Source organism: Paraburkholderia sp. RL17-380-BIE-A (assembly GCF_046028085.1).
Classification (GTDB): Bacteria; Pseudomonadota; Gammaproteobacteria; order Burkholderiales; family Burkholderiaceae; genus Paraburkholderia.
This window is the reverse complement of sequence record NZ_JARESQ010000001.1, coordinates 208,450-226,563: the sequence shown is the minus strand read 5'-3', so window position 1 is coordinate 226,563 and position 18,114 is coordinate 208,450. Positions and strand designations below refer to the sequence as shown.

Genomic DNA, 18,114 nt, shown 5'->3' with positions numbered 1-18,114 from the left:
CAAACCGGGAACCTAGCGGACGTACCATAGGCCGTGGTCGTAAAAGACAGACAGGATCTTGTGATCGGCGGTGGCGTCTCGCGCCAGACTGCTCGCTACGGTCAGGCATGCGGCAGCCGTGTTGCCCGCAAGAAAGCCGGACGTGCGTGCAAAGGATTTGCGTGTGTTCAAGACCTCGTCGTGCGAGACGGTCCTGATCTCACTGATCAGATCCCAATCGAGAAAGGGCGGCACGACGCCTACCGACATTCCCTCGAGTTTGTGATCCGAAAATATGCCGTTCCGCGAGTCGCATCCTTTCGGCTCCACCAGGACGACAGTGACGGAATACCCCGCCAGTGTCAGTGCTTTGGCAATTCCGATGAGGCTGGCACCCGTGCCGGCGCACGACACAAAGGTCAGTCTTTCTACCAGAGGCCACGCTTTAAGTTGCGCTGCGATCTCGGGCCCGGTCTCGAATTCGTGGGCGGCGACACTGGCAGGGTTGCGAAATTGGTCGGTATAGAAGTAGCTGCGCTCATTTTCTGCCTCGTGCTCTAAATGCCATTGCACTACCTCACGCGGTGTCGCACCACGTTCGAGCATGTCGAGTCCGATAAGCCGGGCGCCGTACAGTTCGAGACAGCGGCGTTTGACAGCACTGAAGCCCAGCCCAACTGCAAGTTCGACAGGCACGCCATACGCCTGACATGCGAGCGTGAGTCCGAAGCCAAAGTTGCCACCGGTTTTTTCAATCACGGTGGTTTGTCCCGGGACAATGTCGCCGGTTTCGACTGCGCTGCGAACAATATAGCGAGCCGCGCGTACTTTGTGGCTGCCGCCGGGATTGTCGCATTCGAACTTGAGAAGAAGTCCGGGTTGAATCTCGCGAAGCGGTGTGACCCGAACGTCGTTGCTGATGGCAATGTCGGCGTTAGCGCGCGTATGAACCAGGTTGACCGTCATGACGGAAGCGCCTCCGCATTTCGCGCCGGGGCTTCTCGCATGCACACCCACGTAAAGGCGCCGGCAATCGCGCAAAGAGCGAGGCAGAGCAGGTTTGTGTTTCGCCAGCCGATCAATGTTTGCAGTACGGCTGGGAGAAAAGCGCCAGCGGTTGCGCAGATTGCGATGATGGAATCGTTGATGCCCTGCGTCCGGTGTCGGTTGCGGTCAGTCACAGTGCAGGCCAACAGGGCGCCGCCGCCGACGTAGCCGAAATTCCATCCCACGCCGAGTAAGATCAGCCCCGCGACCATCGCCCAAAGACTCACGGCCAAGATACCCAGCGCCGCCGCACACGCCAGCAAAAGGTAGCCGGCGAGAAGACAGTTACGGTGGCCGACCCGGACCAGGATCGCGCCGGTCACGAAAGATGGTGCGAACATTGCGATAACGTGACCCTGAATGGCAAGCGAACTGGCATCGAACGAGACGCACATCGATTCCATGAGAAGCGACGCCTGAACCATCGGCAGATTCATAATCAGGTAGCTCGACGCAGAGGCGACTATCGCGGGTGCAATGCGGGATGTGGCGACATTGGGTGAGTCAACCGATTGAATAGCGGTTGGGGGAGAGTCAATTGGACGCCAGAACACGACTAACGCAATGGTGATGAGCCCCAGCAGAACAAAAGACGCATAGCAGAGAGAGAACGTTGCAAAACCTCCGACATCCTTCAGTCCGATCGACAGAAGAGGGCCACTAATTGCGGCAACGAGGCCACCGGCTACCACTAGCGATACGGCCTTCGGGCGCATGGGTTGTGCAAGCCCGTCAACGGCGGCAAAGCGATAGAAGTTCGCGAAAGCGACATAGATGCCGAGCATTCCGTGCGCGGCGATCAGTTGCAAAAAGCCGTGCCGCGTGGTCGCGTCATAGCCGATAACGCCTGCTGCAATCAGAAACATTGCGCCGAGCAGAAACGCTTTTTTTCGACCATGGCGACGCATGAAACTTGTGGCCGGATAAGTAAAGACAGCGACCGCCGCGAACTGGACGCCATATGGGACCGTAGCCCAAGCGTGATTGGGCGCGAGCATGTCGCCTGCCAGCGCGGCGATGGTGACGGACACCACTGCCGCCGTGAGGTTAATGGCCTGGCACAGCGCGAGAAGATAAGTCATGCCGGGCAGCTTGCCTTGGTTGGCTTGGCTCAACCGCGACGTGGCGTCAATGCCCTTCATGGCAGCATTCCCGCCAAAGTGTTGTGACACTTCCCGTCATGGAACACGGCGGTGTCGAAGCGCGCATTGTCGAATTGGCATGACAGGCGTTCCTTCCCGGATCCCATGCTCTTGCGACGAACACGGATACGCCCTATGGGCGCTGTGCTGCCGATGTGCGTGCCGCCGCAGGGCATGACATTGTCTTCGCATTGCCAATAACGCGCGTCGACATGGTTCGGATGCGCATAGGTGTGAACTGCGCCGCCGCGAGCGACAAAGTCGTTGGCGATGTGCTCGATAGCAAGCACTTCCTCCGGCGTAAAACGGTTGTTGACGGCGAAATCGAAACGCGCTCCGTCAGGCCGGATATGGCATCCCAGCGTCCATGCAACGGCATCGGGTCTAATCCTGCCGACGCCCAGATACACCAGATGCGACGCCGTGTGGCTCAAGGATAGTCGAGCCCTGCGCAGCGTATCGATGCTGACCTGTATTTCGTCGCCCTTCGTCAGCGTCGCGAGATGTTGGACGTCCTCGGGATGAATCACATGTTCGACGACACCTCCTGTCTGGATGTCCGGAAAGTCGGGAATGTTGGCGCGTTGTCCGTACATCTTGCGCGCATGAATGAACCGGATTGCATTGCCATCCAGCAGCGTTAGCGTACCGATATCCGACTCCTGACCGCCTCCTTCGGGATAGGCGACCGTGGCGTCCAGTTCGACATAGTCATTGCCGATCTTTGAAACGATTGCTTTAACTCGAAATAAAGAGTTATCCGAATAGTAGAGCTTGTTGGTGCACCTTGCGATTGAAATCATGAGTGGATTGACCTCGATTCTTGCGATCCGGTGACGCGAGCCGTGGCAGCGCCACCCCGAACGATTTGCGTCTCGGACCGAAGCGTAACAATGGAATTCGATTCGATGTCTTGTGTGACACAGCAATGCGTGCCGATGAATACGTCGTTGCCGATCTGAATGTCGCCGAAGACGCGCGCGAATGCTCCGATCTGTACGCGATCGCCGAGCGTTGGGTGACGCCTGGACGACGGATTGTTTGCGATACCCGCGGCGCCTAACGTGACGCCGCCTAGCAAATAGCAATCGTCTCCGATAACGCAGGTCTCGCCGATGACCGAACCCCAGCCATGATCAAGAACGAAACGCCGGCCGATTTGACATCCGGGATGTATCTCCGCGCCGGACAGAAGCTTGCCGCGAGCCGAGACGAGTGATGCATAGGCTTGCAGTTCGTGGCGCGGAAATTCGCTGGCATCGGCCATAGTCATCAACGCATGCGCGAGACGGTAATGCAGAATCGCTTTGTATGACGTAGACCCCATGAGAGCGGTCGTTGCCGACCCGCGCTGGGCCGGATCTTTCGAGAGAAGGGCGTTGAGGTCTTCATCTGCGGACACGCATGCCTGCGCAAAACAGTGGTGGGAGAAGACTGCTGCGGTCAGTGCCGGCGGAGCGCACTCCATCAGGGCGGCTCGCAGGAGATCTGCAACCGGGAGATAAAGGCAAGGAGTCTGGTTGACGGGCAGTACTACACCGTCGCCGCTCGAATTTAGAAGAAAGGCTGGCGGTGACTCATATGCCGTGGAGTTATTTGAAATGTCTCTCATGATTTTATAATCTGTATAGGAATACATATGGATTAGTGTGCCGCAAAATCTACCTGTCATGGTGTGCGAAATTTCCCAAATTCCAGATATCCACTAACTATGACCGCATAGGCTCACCAAACCACCCCACCATTTCTATTACATACGAGGTAATTGGCGAGTCTCGACCACACGCCTAATCTTCGGTTGTCGCGCGGTTCATCCCGAGCCGCTTGCTCCAATCGAGGACATATCATGTCGACGTTTCAGATTCACACCATCGACTCCGCGCCGGATCACTCCAGGCCCGTATTGCGGCAACTTCAGGAGAATTTCGGCTTCATTCCTAACATCGCGGGGGCGATGGCGGAATCGCCCGTGCTGATCGGCGCCTTCATCAACCTGTTCCAGAGAGTCCACGCAGGCACTTTCACGGAAGCGCAGATCCAGACGCTGCTGTTGACCAACGCCGTGACCAACGCATGTGCGTGGGCGGTGGCGTTTCACACCGCATTGGCGCTGCAGGAGGGGCTCGCCCCCGCCGACGTCGATGCGATTCGCAAAGGCTGCGCGCCCGCGGACGGTCAGCATGCCGCGCTTTCAGCACTGACGAAAACCGCGATCGAGAAGCGCGGACATCTCGACGGGCACGACTTCAGCGCTTTCTTCGAAGCCGGCTTCCGTCGCGATCAGGTGTTCGAAGTGCTCGCGGTCGCGGCGGCGTCGACGATCACGAACTACGTGGGCAGCATCGCGCAGCCACCGCTGGAAGCGCAGTTCCAGATTCACGCCTGGCAGGCTTGAGCGCGCGAGCGACGTAATGTGCCGCGCCAGCGAGTATGCTGACCGGCGAGCCACGCTCGAGTGGCGGGGGCGGCGCGTCATGAAGCGGGACGCTCCCCGCTCGCTCAAGTGTCTGAATCGACTTGCGAGCAAGAGAATGACGAATCCTGCGAATCCATTGAAGAAAGCGGCGCCGAACGATCTCGGCGTGCTGTTGCGTCACTGGCGAGACGTGCGCGGCATCAGCCAGCTCGACCTGTCGTTCAGGGCCGGCGTCTCGCAACGTCATATCAGCTTTATTGAAAGCGGACGCAGTGTGCCGAGCCGTCAGATGCTGATGGATATCGCGCAAACCCTCGACATACCGCTTCGCGACCGCAATACGCTGCTGTTGGCGGCGGGCTATGCGCCGATGTATGCGGACAGCGCGTGGAACGCCCAGGAAATGCAGAGCGTCACGAAGGCGCTCGGCCGCATGTTGCATCAGCATGAGCCGTTTCCGGCGATGGTCATGGACCGCTACTGGAACGTGCTGATGACCAACGACGCGGCGCCGCGCTTTTTCAATTGCTTCATCGATATGGCGGCGCGCAAAGGGCCGCGCAATATGCTGCATCTGATTTTCGATCCGCACGGCATGCGCCCGTTCGTGGCGGACTGGCAAATCGTGGCGGACAGCCTGATCCAACGGGTCTACCGGGAGTCGGTGGGGCGTGTGATCGACGAACGGACGCGGGAGTTGCTGGACGAACTGCGTGCCTATCCGGCCGTGCAAACCAGCTTCGGGCGAGGCCATCCGCCGGCGGCGGATGCTTCGACGGCGGCCATGCCTGTCATACCGATCGGCTTCGTCAGGGACGGCCACGTCCTGAAGTACTTCTCGATCGTCGCGAGCGTGGGCACGCCACAGACAATCGCGGCGCAGGAACTACGCCTCGAATGCATGTTCCCCGCCGATGAAGAAACGGAAGCGCGTCATCTGGAGATGTTCGACGCGGCGCCACAGGCGCCGCGCTAACCCCGTCCGCAAGGGGTTGGCGCAACCGCTGCTGAAAGCTGGCGGCGCTTCCCAACGCCGCACCCGAGCATCAGAATCTGTGCCGCAAGCCGATACTGACGATCGCCTGGGATTGCGCTGACGACGAGTGGCCGTTGCCCTTGTCGCTGACCGACGCGGTGGCCGCGACCGGATTGCCGAGCGCATCCAGCGTGCCGCCCGACGCGTGCTGATAGCCGCCCATCAGATAGGCCGTCGAACGCTTTGAGAGCGCGTATTGCGCACCGAGCGTCACGTTGTGATATTGCGCACGCTCATCCACGCCGTCCACTTCGCCACCGCGCGTGTAGCTGTAGCCCGCGAACAGTTGCACGGCCGGACGGATCGTCCATTGTCCGAATACGCCCGCGACATTGAACGTGGCATGTCCCTTGAACAGCGAGTCGGCGCCGGAGCGGTATTGCACGTTGCTGTAATTCACACCAACAATCGCCGGGCCGAAGTCGTAGGTTGCGCCCGTCGCGATGATCTGCTGCGATTGCGCGCTGGCGTAGCCCTCATTGATCGATGAATTGAACAGGCCGTCGTCCGTGCCGCTCCACTTGCCGTGGGTCGTGTCCAGCGGACCGCTCTTGCTGTTGTCGGATCGCTCGTAGCCGACGCCCACATGCAGCGGTCCGTTGCCGTAAGCAGCGCCCACGCTCCAGGTGTTCTGCTGCTTAAGACTGCCGGGCTGGCCGCCGAAACCGTACAGCGCGCCGAATGTGAAGCCCGAATAGTTCGCGCTCGTGTACTTGATCGAGTTGTTCACGCGCGCGGTCTGATCGAGATCGTCGATGTCGCCCGGATGCGCGCCGTAGCCGCCGACCATCGCGACCGGTGCGACAGGCGCGACGAAATCGTTCAGCGAAGTGTACTGACGGCCCAGCGTGATCGTGCCGTATTGCCGGCTGCCGATGCCCACATAGGCCTGACGGCCGAACAAACCACCGTTCTGCCCGGTCTTGCCGTTCGTGATGTCGAAGCCGTCCTCGAGCTGAAATAGCGCGTTCCAACCGCCGCCGAGGTCCTCCTGCCCCTTGATGCCCCAGCGGCTGCCGGACAGGTTGCCGCTCGTCAGGGCGACGTTCGAGTGGCCGCTATAGTTGCTGGTGGTGCCGGTGCGCTCGTTACTGCGGTACGAGATGCCCGCATCGACGATGCCGTACAGCACGACAGAACTCTGCGCGCACGCAATGCCGGCAAAAGACATCAAGAGGGGTGCGGCAATCCATTGCTTTTTCATCGTTGTTTTCAGTCCTGGTTGGAACGTCTATCTCAAGTCGCCTGAATGGCGATCTCTCTTTTTTCCGCGCACGCCAGAACCCGCTCCTGACCAACGGAGCGGACTGCGTGAAGCGGGGGAAGGGGTAGCAGGAGCGGATACTCACCACCGCGCGCCCCAGGTGGTGCGTCCCAATGCGGGACGCGCCACGCGAGGCAGCCTGTGGTCAGTGGCTCAACGCAGCGCCGGGCGGCAACTCGGGGGCGTGCACAGTCACTGTCTTGCGGACTTTGGCGACGTCCGTCGCGCTGACCGTCTGGCCGGTGTTGCCCCAACTGTTGCGCACGAAGTTGGTCACGTCGGCGACTTCCTGATCGTTCAAGCGCCAGCCGAACGCGGGCATGGTGAACGAGGAGGGCGCAGTCTTCGTGCCTTCGAGCGTACTGCCGGTGAGCAGCACATGAATCAGCGACGTCGCGTCCTTGCCCTGCACGACCGGATTGCCGCTCAGCGCCGGAAACACGCGGTTGTAGCCGCGACCATCGCTGCGATGGCAAGCGGTGCAGTTGTCGCGATAGACGGCAGCGCCCGGCGCGGTGGCGTCGCCCGAGCGCAGCGCGCGCGCGGCCTTGTCGTCGTACACGTACGGCGTTTCCTTCGGATCGCTCGACGGCAGCGTCTTCAGATAACGCGCCATTGCCGTGAGATCGGCGTCGTTCATGTGCTGCATGCTGTGCTGCACGACATCCGTCATGCCGCCGAAGGCCGCGCTGTGCTGCGTGCGTCCGGTCTTCAGGAATTGCACGAGATCGACTTCGCTCCACGCGCCGATGCCGGTGCGCGGATTGCCGCGCAGACTCGACGGAATCCAGCCGTCGATCGTCGCGCCGCCCGCGAGGAACGCTGGACCATCGAGGTCGCTCAACGCACGTTCCTGCATCGTCGCCGCGCGCGGTGTATGACAGGCGCCGCAATGGCCGAGACCTTGCACGAGATAGGCGCCGCGAGCGACGACTGGATCGGCGTAGTGCGTCGCGTCGAATGAAACCGGCTCGGGCGCGAACAGATGGCGCCAGATGCCGAGCGGCCAGCGCATCGACAGCGGCCAGACGATATCGACCGGAAGGTTCTTCTGGTTGACCGGCGCGACGCCTTGGGTGAAGTACGCGTACAGCGCGTGCATGTCGTCTTCGCTCAGGCGCGCATACGAAGGGTACGGCATGGCCGGATACAACGTATCGCCGTTCGGTTTCACGCCGGCGCGCACCGCGCGGTCGAACTGCGCGAACGTCCACGCACCGATGCCGCTGTTGCGGTCCGGCGTGATATTGGTCGAGTAGATCGCGCCGATCGGCGTGTCGAACTTCAGGCCGCCGGCAAATGGCTTGCCCGCGCTCGCCGAGTGACACGCAATGCAATCGCCGGCACGCGCGAGGTACTCGCCATGCGCAATCAACGTCGCGTTGCTCGGGTTCTGAGGCGCTGCCGCGTGCGCGGCGAGCGTCGTTGCGCTCAACGCCGCGGCTGCGAACCACGACGCCGCGCTCACGCGCCGGATTGCCTGCGTGAGGCGTTTGAAATTGTTTTTCTTCGTCATACGCTCACCAGCGGCCCGGGGTTCTTCAGATACTGCGTGCGGATGGCGCGCGCCGACCAGTAAGCGAGCGCCGCGGCAAGACCGGTCGGGTTATAGCCAATACCTTGCGGGAAAGCAGACGCGCCCATCACGAACACGTTATGCACGTCCCAGCTTTGCAGGTAGCGGTTCAGTACGCTCGTCTTCGGATCGGTGCCCATCACCGCGCCGCCCACCAGGTGAGTGGTCTGATAGCGGCGCGAGTCGAAGTGCGCGCCGAATTCGCGCGTGTAGACGTTGATCGATTTCGGACCCATTTGCTGCGCGATCTTCTGCATCTGGCCGGTCACGTAGCGGGCCATTTTGATGTCGTTGTCCTTCCAGTCGAAGGTCATGCGCAACAGCGGCTGGCCGTACGAATCGCGGTAGGTCGGATCGAGATCGAGGAACACGTCGCGGTACGACATGTTGGTGCCGTGCGCGTCCATTGAAATGGTGTGCGCGTAGTGGTCCTTCACCGACTTCTTCCAGTCGACGCCCCAGTTAGGCGTACCCGCTGGCGTCGCGATGCCGCTGATCGGCTTGGTGCCCGCCTGGTTCACCCACAGCGGCGAACCGCCGACAAAACCGAGCGGGCCGTGATCGAAATTGTCGGCGTTGAAGTCGTCGACCGCAATGCCGTTGCCACCCGCGCCGATGAACGGATTGGTGAAGGTGTCCTTGTCGAAGAACGCGGTGATGGTCGAGAGGTTCTGATAGGCGAAGTTGCGGCCGACCACGCCTTCGCCCGAGATCGGGTCATACGGCTTGCCGATGCCTGACAGCAGAAGCAGATGCACGTTGTGATACTGGAACGCCGCGACGATCACCAGATCGGCCGGCTGAAACACTTCGTTGCCCGCCGGATCGACATACGTCACGCCTTTGGCGCGCTTTTTCGTGTCGTCGAGGTCGACCCGCAACACGTGGCAGCGCGAGCGCAACTCGAAGTTCGGCGATTGCTTCAGCGCGGGCAGGATATTCAGGTTCGGCGACGCCTTCGAATACATGTAGCAGGCGTAGCCGCTGCAGAATCCGCAGAAGTTGCAGGGACCCATCTGCACGCCGTACGGGTTCGTGTAGGGCCCCGACGTATTCGCCGAAGGCAAACGATACGGATTCAACCCGAGTTCGCGCGCGGCCTTGCCGAAGCGTTCGGCGGAATAGGTGTTCAGTTGCGCGGCGAGCGGAAAGTTGTCGCTGCGTGGCGCTTCGTAAATGTTGCCGTCGCCGACCACTTTGCCGTTGACCTTGTACGCCTGGCCTGAGGTGCCGAACACTTTTTCGGCGAAGTCGAAATGCGGTTCGAGTTCTTCATAGCTGACGCCGTAATCCTGAATCGTCATGCCTTCGGGAATGAAGCGCTTGCCATAGCGTTCTTCGTAGTGACTCTTCAGACGCAGTTCTTCCGGCGTGATGCGGAAATGCACGCCCGACCAGTGCAGCCCCGCGCCGCCCACGCCTTCTCCCGGCAGAAACGCGGCGAGTTGCCGGTACGGCAGCGCCGTATCGGCGACGTTATGACGGATCGACACGGTGGTCTTCGAGAGGTCGAGGAACAGCTTCTTGCGGACGTTGTAAGTCAGTTCGTCGATCGTGTTCGGATACGCGCCGTCCGGGTAGGTGTCGCGATACTCGCCGCGTTCGAGCGCGAGCACGTTCAGTCCCGCTTCGGTGAGTTCCTTCGCGAGAATCGCGCCGGTCCAGCCGAAGCCGACGATCACTGCGTCGACATGAGGTTTGGTTTGAGTAGACATCAGCTGCGCTTTCCTTCGATCGACACCGGGCCATACGGATAGGCCGCGCCGTTCTGATTGACGAAGTCCATGAAATCGGCGCGCGCGCCGGGGAAGCCGATCATCTTCCAGCCGGCCATGTCGCGATTGCCGCCGTGGATCGGATCGCAGAAGTAGCCTTCGCGCGTGTTCTGCAGGAGTTGGCCGAAGAAAGTGGCGGCCGGCACGTCGGCGAGATCGATCTTGCCTTTCTCGAGCTCGGCGAGCACGGTGTCGCGCGTGGCGGCGTCGAGGGCGTCGAAAGAATGCGCGTGGGTCTTCGCGCAATACGCATTGACCGCCGCAATACCGAGCCGGTAGAGATCGCGCGGCACCAGCTTCAACTGGTAGCCGAGTTCCGGCACGCCTTGCGCGAACGGACCCTGCATGTACCAGAGCGCGCCATGCGCGTACGGCGTATCCATCTGCCGGTCGATGAATTCGGGCACGCCGGCTTCGACGGCGCCGGGGCCTTCGCTATCCGCCGGAATCAGACGGTCGACCGCAGCGTGAATGAACGCCCATTCCTTCGCATCGAAGAACTGCGGCTTGTAGTCGGGGCCGGATGTGGGGTTTGCGGACGCGTTGGCGCTCGAACCGGTCGCGGCGTTGGTCGCGGACGGCTTGACGTCGCAGCCGGCGAGCGTGCCGGCCGGAACGAGGGCAATAGCCGTGCGCAAAAAGCCGCGGCGCGAGCTGAGAGGGGATGAAGGCATGTTGTTTTAGTCACCAGATCGGAGCGCGCCATTGCGCCCCCGGGCAGTCATCGGAATGCCGGCGGTATCTTAAATGGAACCGGTTCCAAAGTCTTTTAACTTTTTTACAATAAGTTGTTTCATGAAGTGATGAAATGCGGGGTTTTTATAAAAATTCCTTTTGAATCAAAGGTATTTTTTGGCGTAAGCCACGGCGGTGGCGAGTGCGGAGCGTGGGTTTCGCGACTCGGTTGCGGCGCGTGCGCAACAGGCGGCGAATGGACGACCGGGAGCGTCTGCTTCGAGGAAGAAGCCGCAGGCGCGGCTCGTGGACGCTGCCGGTGCGCGCATTCGTCTGCGTTACACTTGCCCATCTTGTTTGCCGGGTCCCTTCATCCCGATGCCGGGTTCGCTACCGCGTTTCTCGGCCGCGCCGGAGGTGAAGGAACAACAATGGAAAACCTTCTCAAGAAGCTCGATCTGACTTCGTTGCGCCTGTTCGTCGCTGTCTGCCAGGAGCGCAACATCGCGCGCGCGGCGGAGCGGGAGTTCATTGCGTCGTCGGCCGTGAGCCGGCGCATCGCCGAGATCGAAGCGGTGATCGGCTTGCCCGTGATCCAGCGTCAGTCGCGCGGCATTGCCGTGACGCCGGTCGGCGAGACTGTGTTGCGTTACGCGCTGGCGATCATCGGCAATATCGAACAGATGAGCGCGGAACTGTCGCGCTTCTCGTCGGGCGCAAAGGGGCGCGTGAGGTTGGTGGCGAATCTGTCCTCGATCGTGCAGTTCCTGCCGGAAGACGTGGCCGCGTTCGAACGCGCGTTTCCCGAAGTGTCGATCGAACTGGAAGAGGAGAACAGCATCGACGTGCTGCGCATAGTCGGTGAGCATGGCGCGGACTTCGGCATCTGCAATCCGGTGGCCGGCAGCGAAGCGTTCGAGCAGGTGCCGTACCGGCAAGACCGGCTGGCGGTGCTGGTGCCGGGCGGCCATCGGCTTGCCGGCGCGCTGCGCGTGAGGTTCGACGAACTGCTCGACGACAGTTTCGTCGGCCTGCGCAGCGAGAGCGCGCTGACGCAACTGCTCACGCAGCAGGCGGCCAGTGCGGGGCGGCAACTCGACGTGAAGATCCGCGTGAGCAGCCTCGACGCGCTGTGCCGGATGGTGCACGCCGGGCTCGGCATTGCGATCGTGCCCGAGCAGGTTGGGCTGCTCTATGTGAATGCGCTCGACGTGCGCCTGCTCTCGCTGAGCGATGAGTGGGCAGTGCGGCGCCTCATCATGATCTTCAAGGCGCGCGACCAGTTGAGCGCGAGCGCGGCGGCGCTGGTCGGGTTCCTCGGCAAGGGCGTTTGATCGCTGCGGCGGCCGCGAATCGGCAGAGACATGTCTTTGCCGATATGTCCTCTACGAACGATGCGTCGAAGCCTGGCTCATGCCGGGAATGATCGCGCCAGCCAACGCCGATCATCGCCAAACGAGAGGTCTGCGTTGCCGCACCGGCACTTCGGCATTGCCCGCGCGCGCCGTATAGTGAGCGCAAGGAGAATGCTCATGCGCGATACGATTCGTCTGGACGGCCGCGTGCTGTACCTGTCTCAAGACCCCGCGGTGATCGATGCCCAACTCGCCGGCGAAAATTTCACGCGCGCCACGGCGGGCCCGTTGCGCGACAACGTTTCCACCGACGAGATCACGCCGGTCACCGTCATGCTCACGTATGACGAACGCCTCGGCCAGTATCCGTACGTCGGTTTCAAAGCCGGCGAGCGCATGCCGATCGGCCGCAATGCGGTAAAGAACGGCGGCTTTCAGGTCACGGTGGCGGGCAAGCGCTACGGCAAGGGTTCGTCGCGTGAATCGAGTCCGTTGGCTGAACTCTCGGCCGGTATCCGGCTGATCGTCGCGGAGAGTTTCGAGCGCATCTATCAGCAGAATTGCGACAACATCGGCATTCTCACCACGACCGATTTCTCCGTGCTCGATCGCTTGAGCGCGGGAGAAGCGGTGCCCATCGACGAGTTTCTCAAAGGCCGCGACGCGCTCACGCAGCAGATCATTCGCAGCGGCGGCCTGCTCGCGTACAGCAAGTTCGCCGAGTGGCCCGCGCCGCGCGCAGCCGATGACGCGGAGATTGCGCAGCCAACGGAGCCGAAGACGCTGGTCGAGAAGATCATCGAACGGCATCTGCATCCGGGCAGCTTAGGGGCGCAGCGCGGTGACGGCGTCTTCATTGCGGCGGACTGGCGCTTCAGTCACGATTACTTCACCGGCATGTGCGCGCACCTCATGCACCGCGCGTTCGGCAAGCCGGCGCCGCTGCATGCGCCGGATCACATTATCGCGTTCCAGGATCATCTGGTGCTCGCTTCGCAGAGCATTCCGCACGTGCGTGACGGTTTGCTGCCGGGCGTCGCCAATCTGATGGAAGGCCATACGTCGTTCTCGCGTGATTATCCGGTTCGCTCGCACGGCGCGCTCGATGGCATGCCGGGCTCCGAAGGCATCTGTCATGCGCTGATGGCCGAGCAATACGCATTGCCGGGGCAAGTGGCGTGCGGCACCGATTCGCATACGCCGCATTCGGGCGCGCTCGGCTGCCTCGCATTCGGTGCGGGCGCAACGGAAATCGCCAATAGCTGGGTGACGGGTTACGTGCGCTGCAAAGTGCCGGAGACGTTGCGCATCGAAATCAGCGGGCAATTGCGCGACGGCGTGACCGCGAAAGACGTGGTGCTGCATCTTTTGCAAATGGACGCGATCCGCTCGGGTGGCGCGATCGGCCTGGTGTTCGAATACGGCGGCGCGGCCGTGCGCGCCATGTCGATCGACGAGCGCGCGACCTTGACCAACATGGTCGCGGAACTGGGCGGCTTCACCGGTATCGTCGAACCGGACGAACGCACGGTGGCGTTTCTGAAAGAGCGGCGCGGCGTGGATTTCAGCCTTGAAAGCTGGATGAAAAGCGATGCGGGCGCGATCTATCGCGACACGATTCAGATCGATGCAAGCGCGATCGAGCCCATGCTCGCGCGTCCCGGCGATCCCGGCAACGGGGTGCCGGCGCCGCAACTGGAACAGGACGTCGCTATCGATATCGCTTACGGTGGCTCATGCACCGCAGGCAAGCGCGAGGATTTCGACTTCTATCACGAGGTGTTGCGCTGGGGCGTCGAGCAGGGCCTCCGTGTACCTGAGGGCACGCGTCTATTTCTGCAGTTCGGCACCATGGCGGTGCGCGCGTATTGCGAGGAACAGGGCTATTTGCAGGTCTTCGAGCGCGCGGGTGTGACGCTCGTCATGCCGGGCTGCGGGTCGTGCGCGAATTGCGGGCCGGGCCAATCGGCCGAGGCGAACGAGGTGACGATCAGCGCGATCAACCGCAATTTCCCGGGCCGTTCGGGGCCGGGCAATGTGTGGCTCGCGAGTCCGTATACGGTGGCGGCGAGCGCGTTGGCCGGAAAAATCACCACCTTCGAGCAATTGAAGCGCGTGCACGGCTAGAATGCTGGCCGGACCTCGGGTCCGGCATCTTCATCGCGCGTATGACGCACGAAAGTACGAGAGGCCGGCACGAGACCGGCCCCGTGAGCTATAGACTTTTGCGGTCGACAGAGGAGACAAACAACATGGCATCCCCAGATCATGCCGGTTCCGTCGCGAAGAGCGGCGGCGCGGCGTATTCCGATATCGCGGCGACCCGTGCGGCTGCAGCCGCGGCCACGCCGCTCGACGCCGGCAGCATTTCCGCGCGCCTCGACCGGCTGCCCGCCACACGTTCTGTCTGGAAGCTCGTGGTGCTGCTAAGCCTCGGCTTCTTCTTCGAACTCTACGATCTGTTGTACTCGGGTTATGTCGCGCCGGGTCTCGTCAAAAGCGGCCTGCTGAGCGCGACCACGCATGGCCTGTTCGGCACGACCGGCGTTGCGAGTTTCATTGCCGCGCTGTTCAGCGGCCTTTTTATCGGCACGATCGCGTGCGGCTTTCTGGCGGATCGCTTCGGACGCCGCGCGGTGTTCACCTATTCGCTGCTCTGGTACACGGCGGCCAATGTCGTGATGGCGTTTCAGGAAACGGCTACCGGGCTGAACTTCTGGCGCTTCGTGGCGGGCGTCGGCATCGGCGTCGAACTGGTGACGATCGGCACGTACATTTCCGAACTGGTGCCCAAGCAGATTCGCGGCCGCGCATTCGCGTGCGAGCAGGCAGTCGGTTTTACGGCGGTGCCGGTGGTGGCGTTTCTCTCGTATCTGCTGGTGCCGCGCACACTGCTCGGCCTCGACGGCTGGCGCTGGGTCGTGCTGATTGGCGCACATGGCGCATTGTTCGTGTGGTGGATTCGCCGCGCGTTGCCGGAAAGCCCGCGTTGGCTCGCACAACAAGGACGTCTTGCCGAAGCCGATCGCGTGATGAGCGAGCTCGAAGCGAAAGTGCGCCACGAATACGGTCGTGAGTTGCCGCCGCCCGCAGCGTCGGTGCCGGTGGCGCCGCGCGGCAGCTTCCGCGATATGTGGGTGCCGCCGTATCGCAGCCGCACGCTGATGATGACGATCTTCAACATCTTTCAGACGGTGGGCTTTTACGGCTTTGCGAATTGGGTGCCGACGCTGCTGATCAAGCAGGGCATTACGATTACCACGAGCCTGATGTATTCGAGTGTGATCGCGCTGGCCGCGCCGCTTGGGCCGGTGATTGGGCTCTTCATTGGCGACCGCTTCGAGCGCAAGACAGTGATCGTGGTGATGGCGGGTGTGAACATCGTCTGCGGGCTGTGGTTCAGTCAGGCCTCCGGCGCCGTGCTGCTGGTGACATTAGGAGTCTGTCTGACGCTTGCCGGCAACATCATTTCGTATAGCTATCACGCGTATCAGACTGAGCTTTTTCCGACCAGCATTCGGGCAAGGGCGGTGGGCTTCGTTTATTCGTGGAGCCGGTTTTCGGCTATTTTCACGGCGTTTCTGATCGCGGCGGTGTTGAAGGAGTTTGGCACCACGGGCGTGTTTGTGTTCATCGCCGGGGCGATGCTGATCGTAATGCTGGCGATTGGATTGATCGGGCCGCGCACGAAGGGGCTCGAGCTGGAGAAGATCTCGAAGTAGCGAGCCGCCCGTCTGATGCGGGCGTTTCGTTTTTTTGGTGAATTGAACGCTAACGCCGCTCCAATTCGCCATCGCGCACGCGCCATAGAGACAACGGATTGCTGTCCTGTAGCGCAGGCGGTAGCAATTCCGGCGGTAGATTTTCGTAGCAGATCGGCCGCAAGAAGCGATCGATCGCGGTTGCTCCGACAGACGTAAACCGACTGTCGGAGGTCGCCGGATACGGTCCGCCGTGTACCGTCGCATAACCAATCTCGACCGTATTCGAGAATTTGTTCACGAGGATACGGTTTGTCTTGCTTTCGAGCACGGGGATCAGGTGTCGGGCTAAGTCGAGATCGGTTGATTCCATATGCAAGGCCATGGTCAGTTGGCCGCGCAGACTGGTTGTCAGTTCGATCAACTCATTCTCGCTCTCGCAGCGGATGAGGACGGCCGCTGGGCCGAACATCTCGCCGGCAAGCTGGGGCGCGGCGAGTACTTCAGCGGCGTCAACCTCGAAAATTTCGGACTGCCCTTCTAAACGGCCTTTGGGCGCAGTTCCTTTCGCGATGCTGAGACTCGACCTACCTTCTCGACTACGTTTCGCTTCACGGTTGAAATTGTCGTAGATTCCGGGGCTGAGCATCGGTTCCGCTCGTACCGCCGACAGTGCTTCCGCCAGTGCCACACGCAAGTCCTCGAAGCCCGCGCCATCAATCGCGACGATCATGCCTGGCTTCAGACACATCTGGCCAACACCGGCTGTCATGCGTTCTACGAAGTGCGCAGCAATGTCTGGCGCGCGGGTCCGCAATGCCGCTGGCAGAACGAAGTTGGGATTCACACTTGTCATTTCAGCGAAGACGGGAATCGGCACCGCACGCGCCGCACCTCGGCGAACGAGTGCCATGCCGCCGCCTTCCGAGCCGGTGAAGCCAACGGCCCGAATGGCCGGATGATCCACAAGTGCTTCGCCTACCGCATTGCCGTGTCCGATCAGCAGTGAGAACACGCCTTCGTGCAGCTTGCATTCCTCGACGGCAGCCTGTATCGCCTTGCCGACCAGTTCCGATGTGCCGAGGTGCGAGCCGTGTGCTTTCACAACGACGGGGCAGCCCGCCGCGAGCGCAGAGGCCGTGTCGCCTCCCGCCACCGAATAGAGGATCGGAAAATTGCTCGCACCGAATACGGCGACGGGGCCGATTGGTATCTTCTGCATGCGTAAATCGGCTTTAGGCACCGGTCGACGCGCGGGATCGGCGGAATCGATCGTCGCGTGACGCCAGCGTCCGTGGCGTACCACGTCGGCGAACATTTTCATCTGCGCAGCCGTGCGCGCCGTCTCGCCCTTGATACGCTCAACGGTTAAACCCGTTTCACTTGCTGCACGTTCGTACAGTACATCGCCGAGTGCAAGCAGATTGTCGGCCGCGCGTATCAGGAACGCGCCGCGAGTTTCGGGTGAAGTGTGCCGATATGACTCGAAGGCCTGCAACGCGAGCGTGCAGGCGTCATCTACATCCTTCAGTGTCGCGACGCCGAAGGAGGGTTCAATCTCGGTGCCGAGGCGTGGGTCGAAAGCCTTGATAGTGTCCGCCGTTCCAAAGCGCGATGCGCGGCCGATCGACATTTCACCTGCAACTTTCATCATGAGGTTCTCCAGGTTCTTCAAGCAAACGTGTTATCCGGATATGGCGAATGCATGCGTAGACTGCGATCTGTCGCCTGTGGCAGACGCGCTGTCCGAGAATGGCCAGATCGATGCCCCCGCTGCAATGGCTGCCGGTTCAAAGCGTGTCTTCAAAGGGCCGCAAAAGGAAAAATGCGGCCGTTCCCGGAGGATAGTTAATCGAAGCTCTCCCTCGGCGCATGTCGGTATCGTCACCATGCTAGGTCCGCGTGTTTGGCTCGTCCTTAAGCCTGATTAAAACGTCCTTAATTCGAGTTATGGGTATCAGTGTCGCAAGCGGCCAGCGATACTTGTAGATATGTTTTCGTGGCGATTCGCGATGAAACATCACAGGTTCCATTCATACGGATTCGATAGTTGTCTTGAACTTCAGAATGCGTGACCCCTATCAGGTCGAAACTCATGTGCCGCTTACCCAACCAGTTCGGTTAACGAGTTTTAACAACGTTTCACTG

General features: G+C 61.3%; 14 protein-coding genes. 5 read left to right on the top strand and 9 right to left on the bottom strand.

What is annotated here, in order from left to right; all coding sequences use genetic code 11:
* Nucleotides 1-12 precede the first annotated feature (12 nt).
* Genes P0D68_RS01050 through P0D68_RS01035 form a run of 4 tightly spaced genes read right to left on the bottom strand, consistent with a single transcriptional unit; the run spans nt 13 to nt 3,570 of the window.
* Nucleotides 13-945 (bottom strand): PLP-dependent cysteine synthase family protein, encoded by a 933-nt coding sequence (locus tag P0D68_RS01050; protein WP_408295632.1) that lies wholly within the window; start codon nt 943-945, stop codon nt 13-15.
* Nucleotides 942-2,168, bottom strand: coding sequence for an MFS transporter (locus P0D68_RS01045; RefSeq protein ID WP_408295629.1), 1,227 nt, complete (start codon nt 2,166-2,168; stop codon nt 942-944). The genes P0D68_RS01050 and P0D68_RS01045 overlap by 4 nt, the downstream gene beginning before the upstream one ends.
* Nucleotides 2,165-2,971: an alanyl-tRNA editing protein gene (locus P0D68_RS01040; RefSeq protein WP_408295626.1), complete on the bottom strand. Its 807-nt coding sequence runs from the start codon at nt 2,969-2,971 to the stop codon at nt 2,165-2,167. Before P0D68_RS01040 ends, P0D68_RS01045 begins: the two co-directional genes overlap by 4 nt.
* Nucleotides 2,968-3,570, bottom strand: a complete 603-nt coding sequence (locus tag P0D68_RS01035; RefSeq protein WP_408295623.1) for a serine O-acetyltransferase — start codon at nt 3,568-3,570, stop codon at nt 2,968-2,970. Before P0D68_RS01035 ends, P0D68_RS01040 begins: the two co-directional genes overlap by 4 nt.
* A gap of 444 nt (nt 3,571-4,014) precedes the next feature.
* On the opposite strand from P0D68_RS01035, the gene P0D68_RS01030 reads away from it, so the two are divergent.
* Nucleotides 4,015-4,563 carry a carboxymuconolactone decarboxylase family protein gene (locus P0D68_RS01030; RefSeq protein ID WP_408295620.1) on the top strand — a complete coding sequence of 183 codons (549 nt, stop codon included), beginning with the start codon at nt 4,015-4,017 and terminating at the stop codon, nt 4,561-4,563.
* A 136-nt stretch (nt 4,564-4,699) separates the two neighbouring features.
* A complete protein-coding gene (locus P0D68_RS01025) occupies nt 4,700-5,560 on the top strand; it encodes a helix-turn-helix domain-containing protein (RefSeq protein WP_408182668.1) in 861 nt (286 codons plus the stop codon).
* Nucleotides 5,561-5,630: 70 nt separating this feature from the next.
* Here P0D68_RS01025 and P0D68_RS01020 read toward each other — a convergent pair whose 3' ends face one another.
* The 4 genes from P0D68_RS01020 to P0D68_RS01005 all read right to left on the bottom strand — a co-directional run bounded on the left by P0D68_RS01020 (nt 5,631) and on the right by P0D68_RS01005 (nt 10,909).
* Complete coding sequence (locus P0D68_RS01020) at nt 5,631-6,824, bottom strand: porin (RefSeq protein WP_408295617.1); 1,194 nt, start codon at nt 6,822-6,824, stop codon at nt 5,631-5,633.
* A 205-nt stretch (nt 6,825-7,029) separates the two neighbouring features.
* On the bottom strand, nt 7,030-8,400 hold the full coding sequence (locus P0D68_RS01015) for a c-type cytochrome (RefSeq protein WP_408295614.1): 1,371 nt from the start codon (nt 8,398-8,400) through the stop codon (nt 7,030-7,032).
* Complete coding sequence (locus P0D68_RS01010) at nt 8,397-10,175, bottom strand: GMC family oxidoreductase (protein WP_408295611.1); 1,779 nt, start codon at nt 10,173-10,175, stop codon at nt 8,397-8,399. Before P0D68_RS01010 ends, P0D68_RS01015 begins: the two co-directional genes overlap by 4 nt.
* Nucleotides 10,175-10,909 (bottom strand): gluconate 2-dehydrogenase subunit 3 family protein, encoded by a 735-nt coding sequence (locus P0D68_RS01005; RefSeq protein ID WP_408295609.1) that lies wholly within the window; start codon nt 10,907-10,909, stop codon nt 10,175-10,177. The genes P0D68_RS01010 and P0D68_RS01005 overlap by 1 nt, the downstream gene beginning before the upstream one ends.
* 432 nt (nt 10,910-11,341) lie before the next feature.
* On the opposite strand from P0D68_RS01005, the gene P0D68_RS01000 reads away from it, so the two are divergent.
* The 3 genes from P0D68_RS01000 (at nt 11,342) to P0D68_RS00990 (ending at nt 15,987) form a co-directional block, all read left to right on the top strand.
* On the top strand, nt 11,342-12,244 hold the full coding sequence (locus P0D68_RS01000; protein ID WP_408295606.1) for a LysR family transcriptional regulator: 903 nt from the start codon (nt 11,342-11,344) through the stop codon (nt 12,242-12,244).
* Nucleotides 12,245-12,442: 198 nt separating this feature from the next.
* The gene (locus tag P0D68_RS00995) at nt 12,443-14,392 is read left to right on the top strand and encodes an aconitase family protein (RefSeq protein WP_408295604.1); all 1,950 of its coding nucleotides are present in this window, start codon (nt 12,443-12,445) and stop codon (nt 14,390-14,392) included.
* Nucleotides 14,393-14,517: 125 nt separating this feature from the next.
* Nucleotides 14,518-15,987 (top strand): MFS transporter, encoded by a 1,470-nt coding sequence (locus P0D68_RS00990; protein WP_408295601.1) that lies wholly within the window; start codon nt 14,518-14,520, stop codon nt 15,985-15,987.
* Nucleotides 15,988-16,036: 49 nt separating this feature from the next.
* On the opposite strand, the gene P0D68_RS00985 is transcribed toward P0D68_RS00990, so the two are convergent.
* On the bottom strand, nt 16,037-17,617 hold the full coding sequence (locus P0D68_RS00985) for an aldehyde dehydrogenase (NADP(+)) (RefSeq protein ID WP_091809213.1): 1,581 nt from the start codon (nt 17,615-17,617) through the stop codon (nt 16,037-16,039).
* Nucleotides 17,618-18,114 lie beyond the last annotated feature (497 nt).

What these genes read in the sequence shown, in the direction of transcription:
- P0D68_RS01030 (WP_408295620.1), top strand. Translation starts at nt 4,015, where the DNA reads ATGTCGACGTTTCAGATTCACACCATCGACTCCGCGCCGGATCACTCC.
- P0D68_RS01010 (WP_408295611.1), bottom strand. Translation starts at nt 10,175, where the DNA reads ATGTCTACTCAAACCAAACCTCATGTCGACGCAGTGATCGTCGGCTTC.
- P0D68_RS00985 (WP_091809213.1), bottom strand. Translation starts at nt 17,617, where the DNA reads ATGAAAGTTGCAGGTGAAATGTCGATCGGCCGCGCATCGCGCTTTGGA.
- P0D68_RS01020 (WP_408295617.1), bottom strand. Translation starts at nt 6,824, where the DNA reads ATGAAAAAGCAATGGATTGCCGCACCCCTCTTGATGTCTTTTGCCGGC.
- P0D68_RS01050 (WP_408295632.1), bottom strand. Translation starts at nt 945, where the DNA reads ATGACGGTCAACCTGGTTCATACGCGCGCTAACGCCGACATTGCCATC.
- P0D68_RS01045 (WP_408295629.1), bottom strand. Translation starts at nt 2,168, where the DNA reads ATGAAGGGCATTGACGCCACGTCGCGGTTGAGCCAAGCCAACCAAGGC.
- P0D68_RS01000 (WP_408295606.1), top strand. Translation starts at nt 11,342, where the DNA reads ATGGAAAACCTTCTCAAGAAGCTCGATCTGACTTCGTTGCGCCTGTTC.
- P0D68_RS01015 (WP_408295614.1), bottom strand. Translation starts at nt 8,400, where the DNA reads ATGACGAAGAAAAACAATTTCAAACGCCTCACGCAGGCAATCCGGCGC.
- P0D68_RS00990 (WP_408295601.1), top strand. Translation starts at nt 14,518, where the DNA reads ATGGCATCCCCAGATCATGCCGGTTCCGTCGCGAAGAGCGGCGGCGCG.
- P0D68_RS01025 (WP_408182668.1), top strand. Translation starts at nt 4,700, where the DNA reads ATGACGAATCCTGCGAATCCATTGAAGAAAGCGGCGCCGAACGATCTC.
- P0D68_RS00995 (WP_408295604.1), top strand. Translation starts at nt 12,443, where the DNA reads ATGCGCGATACGATTCGTCTGGACGGCCGCGTGCTGTACCTGTCTCAA.
- P0D68_RS01040 (WP_408295626.1), bottom strand. Translation starts at nt 2,971, where the DNA reads ATGATTTCAATCGCAAGGTGCACCAACAAGCTCTACTATTCGGATAAC.
- P0D68_RS01005 (WP_408295609.1), bottom strand. Translation starts at nt 10,909, where the DNA reads ATGCCTTCATCCCCTCTCAGCTCGCGCCGCGGCTTTTTGCGCACGGCT.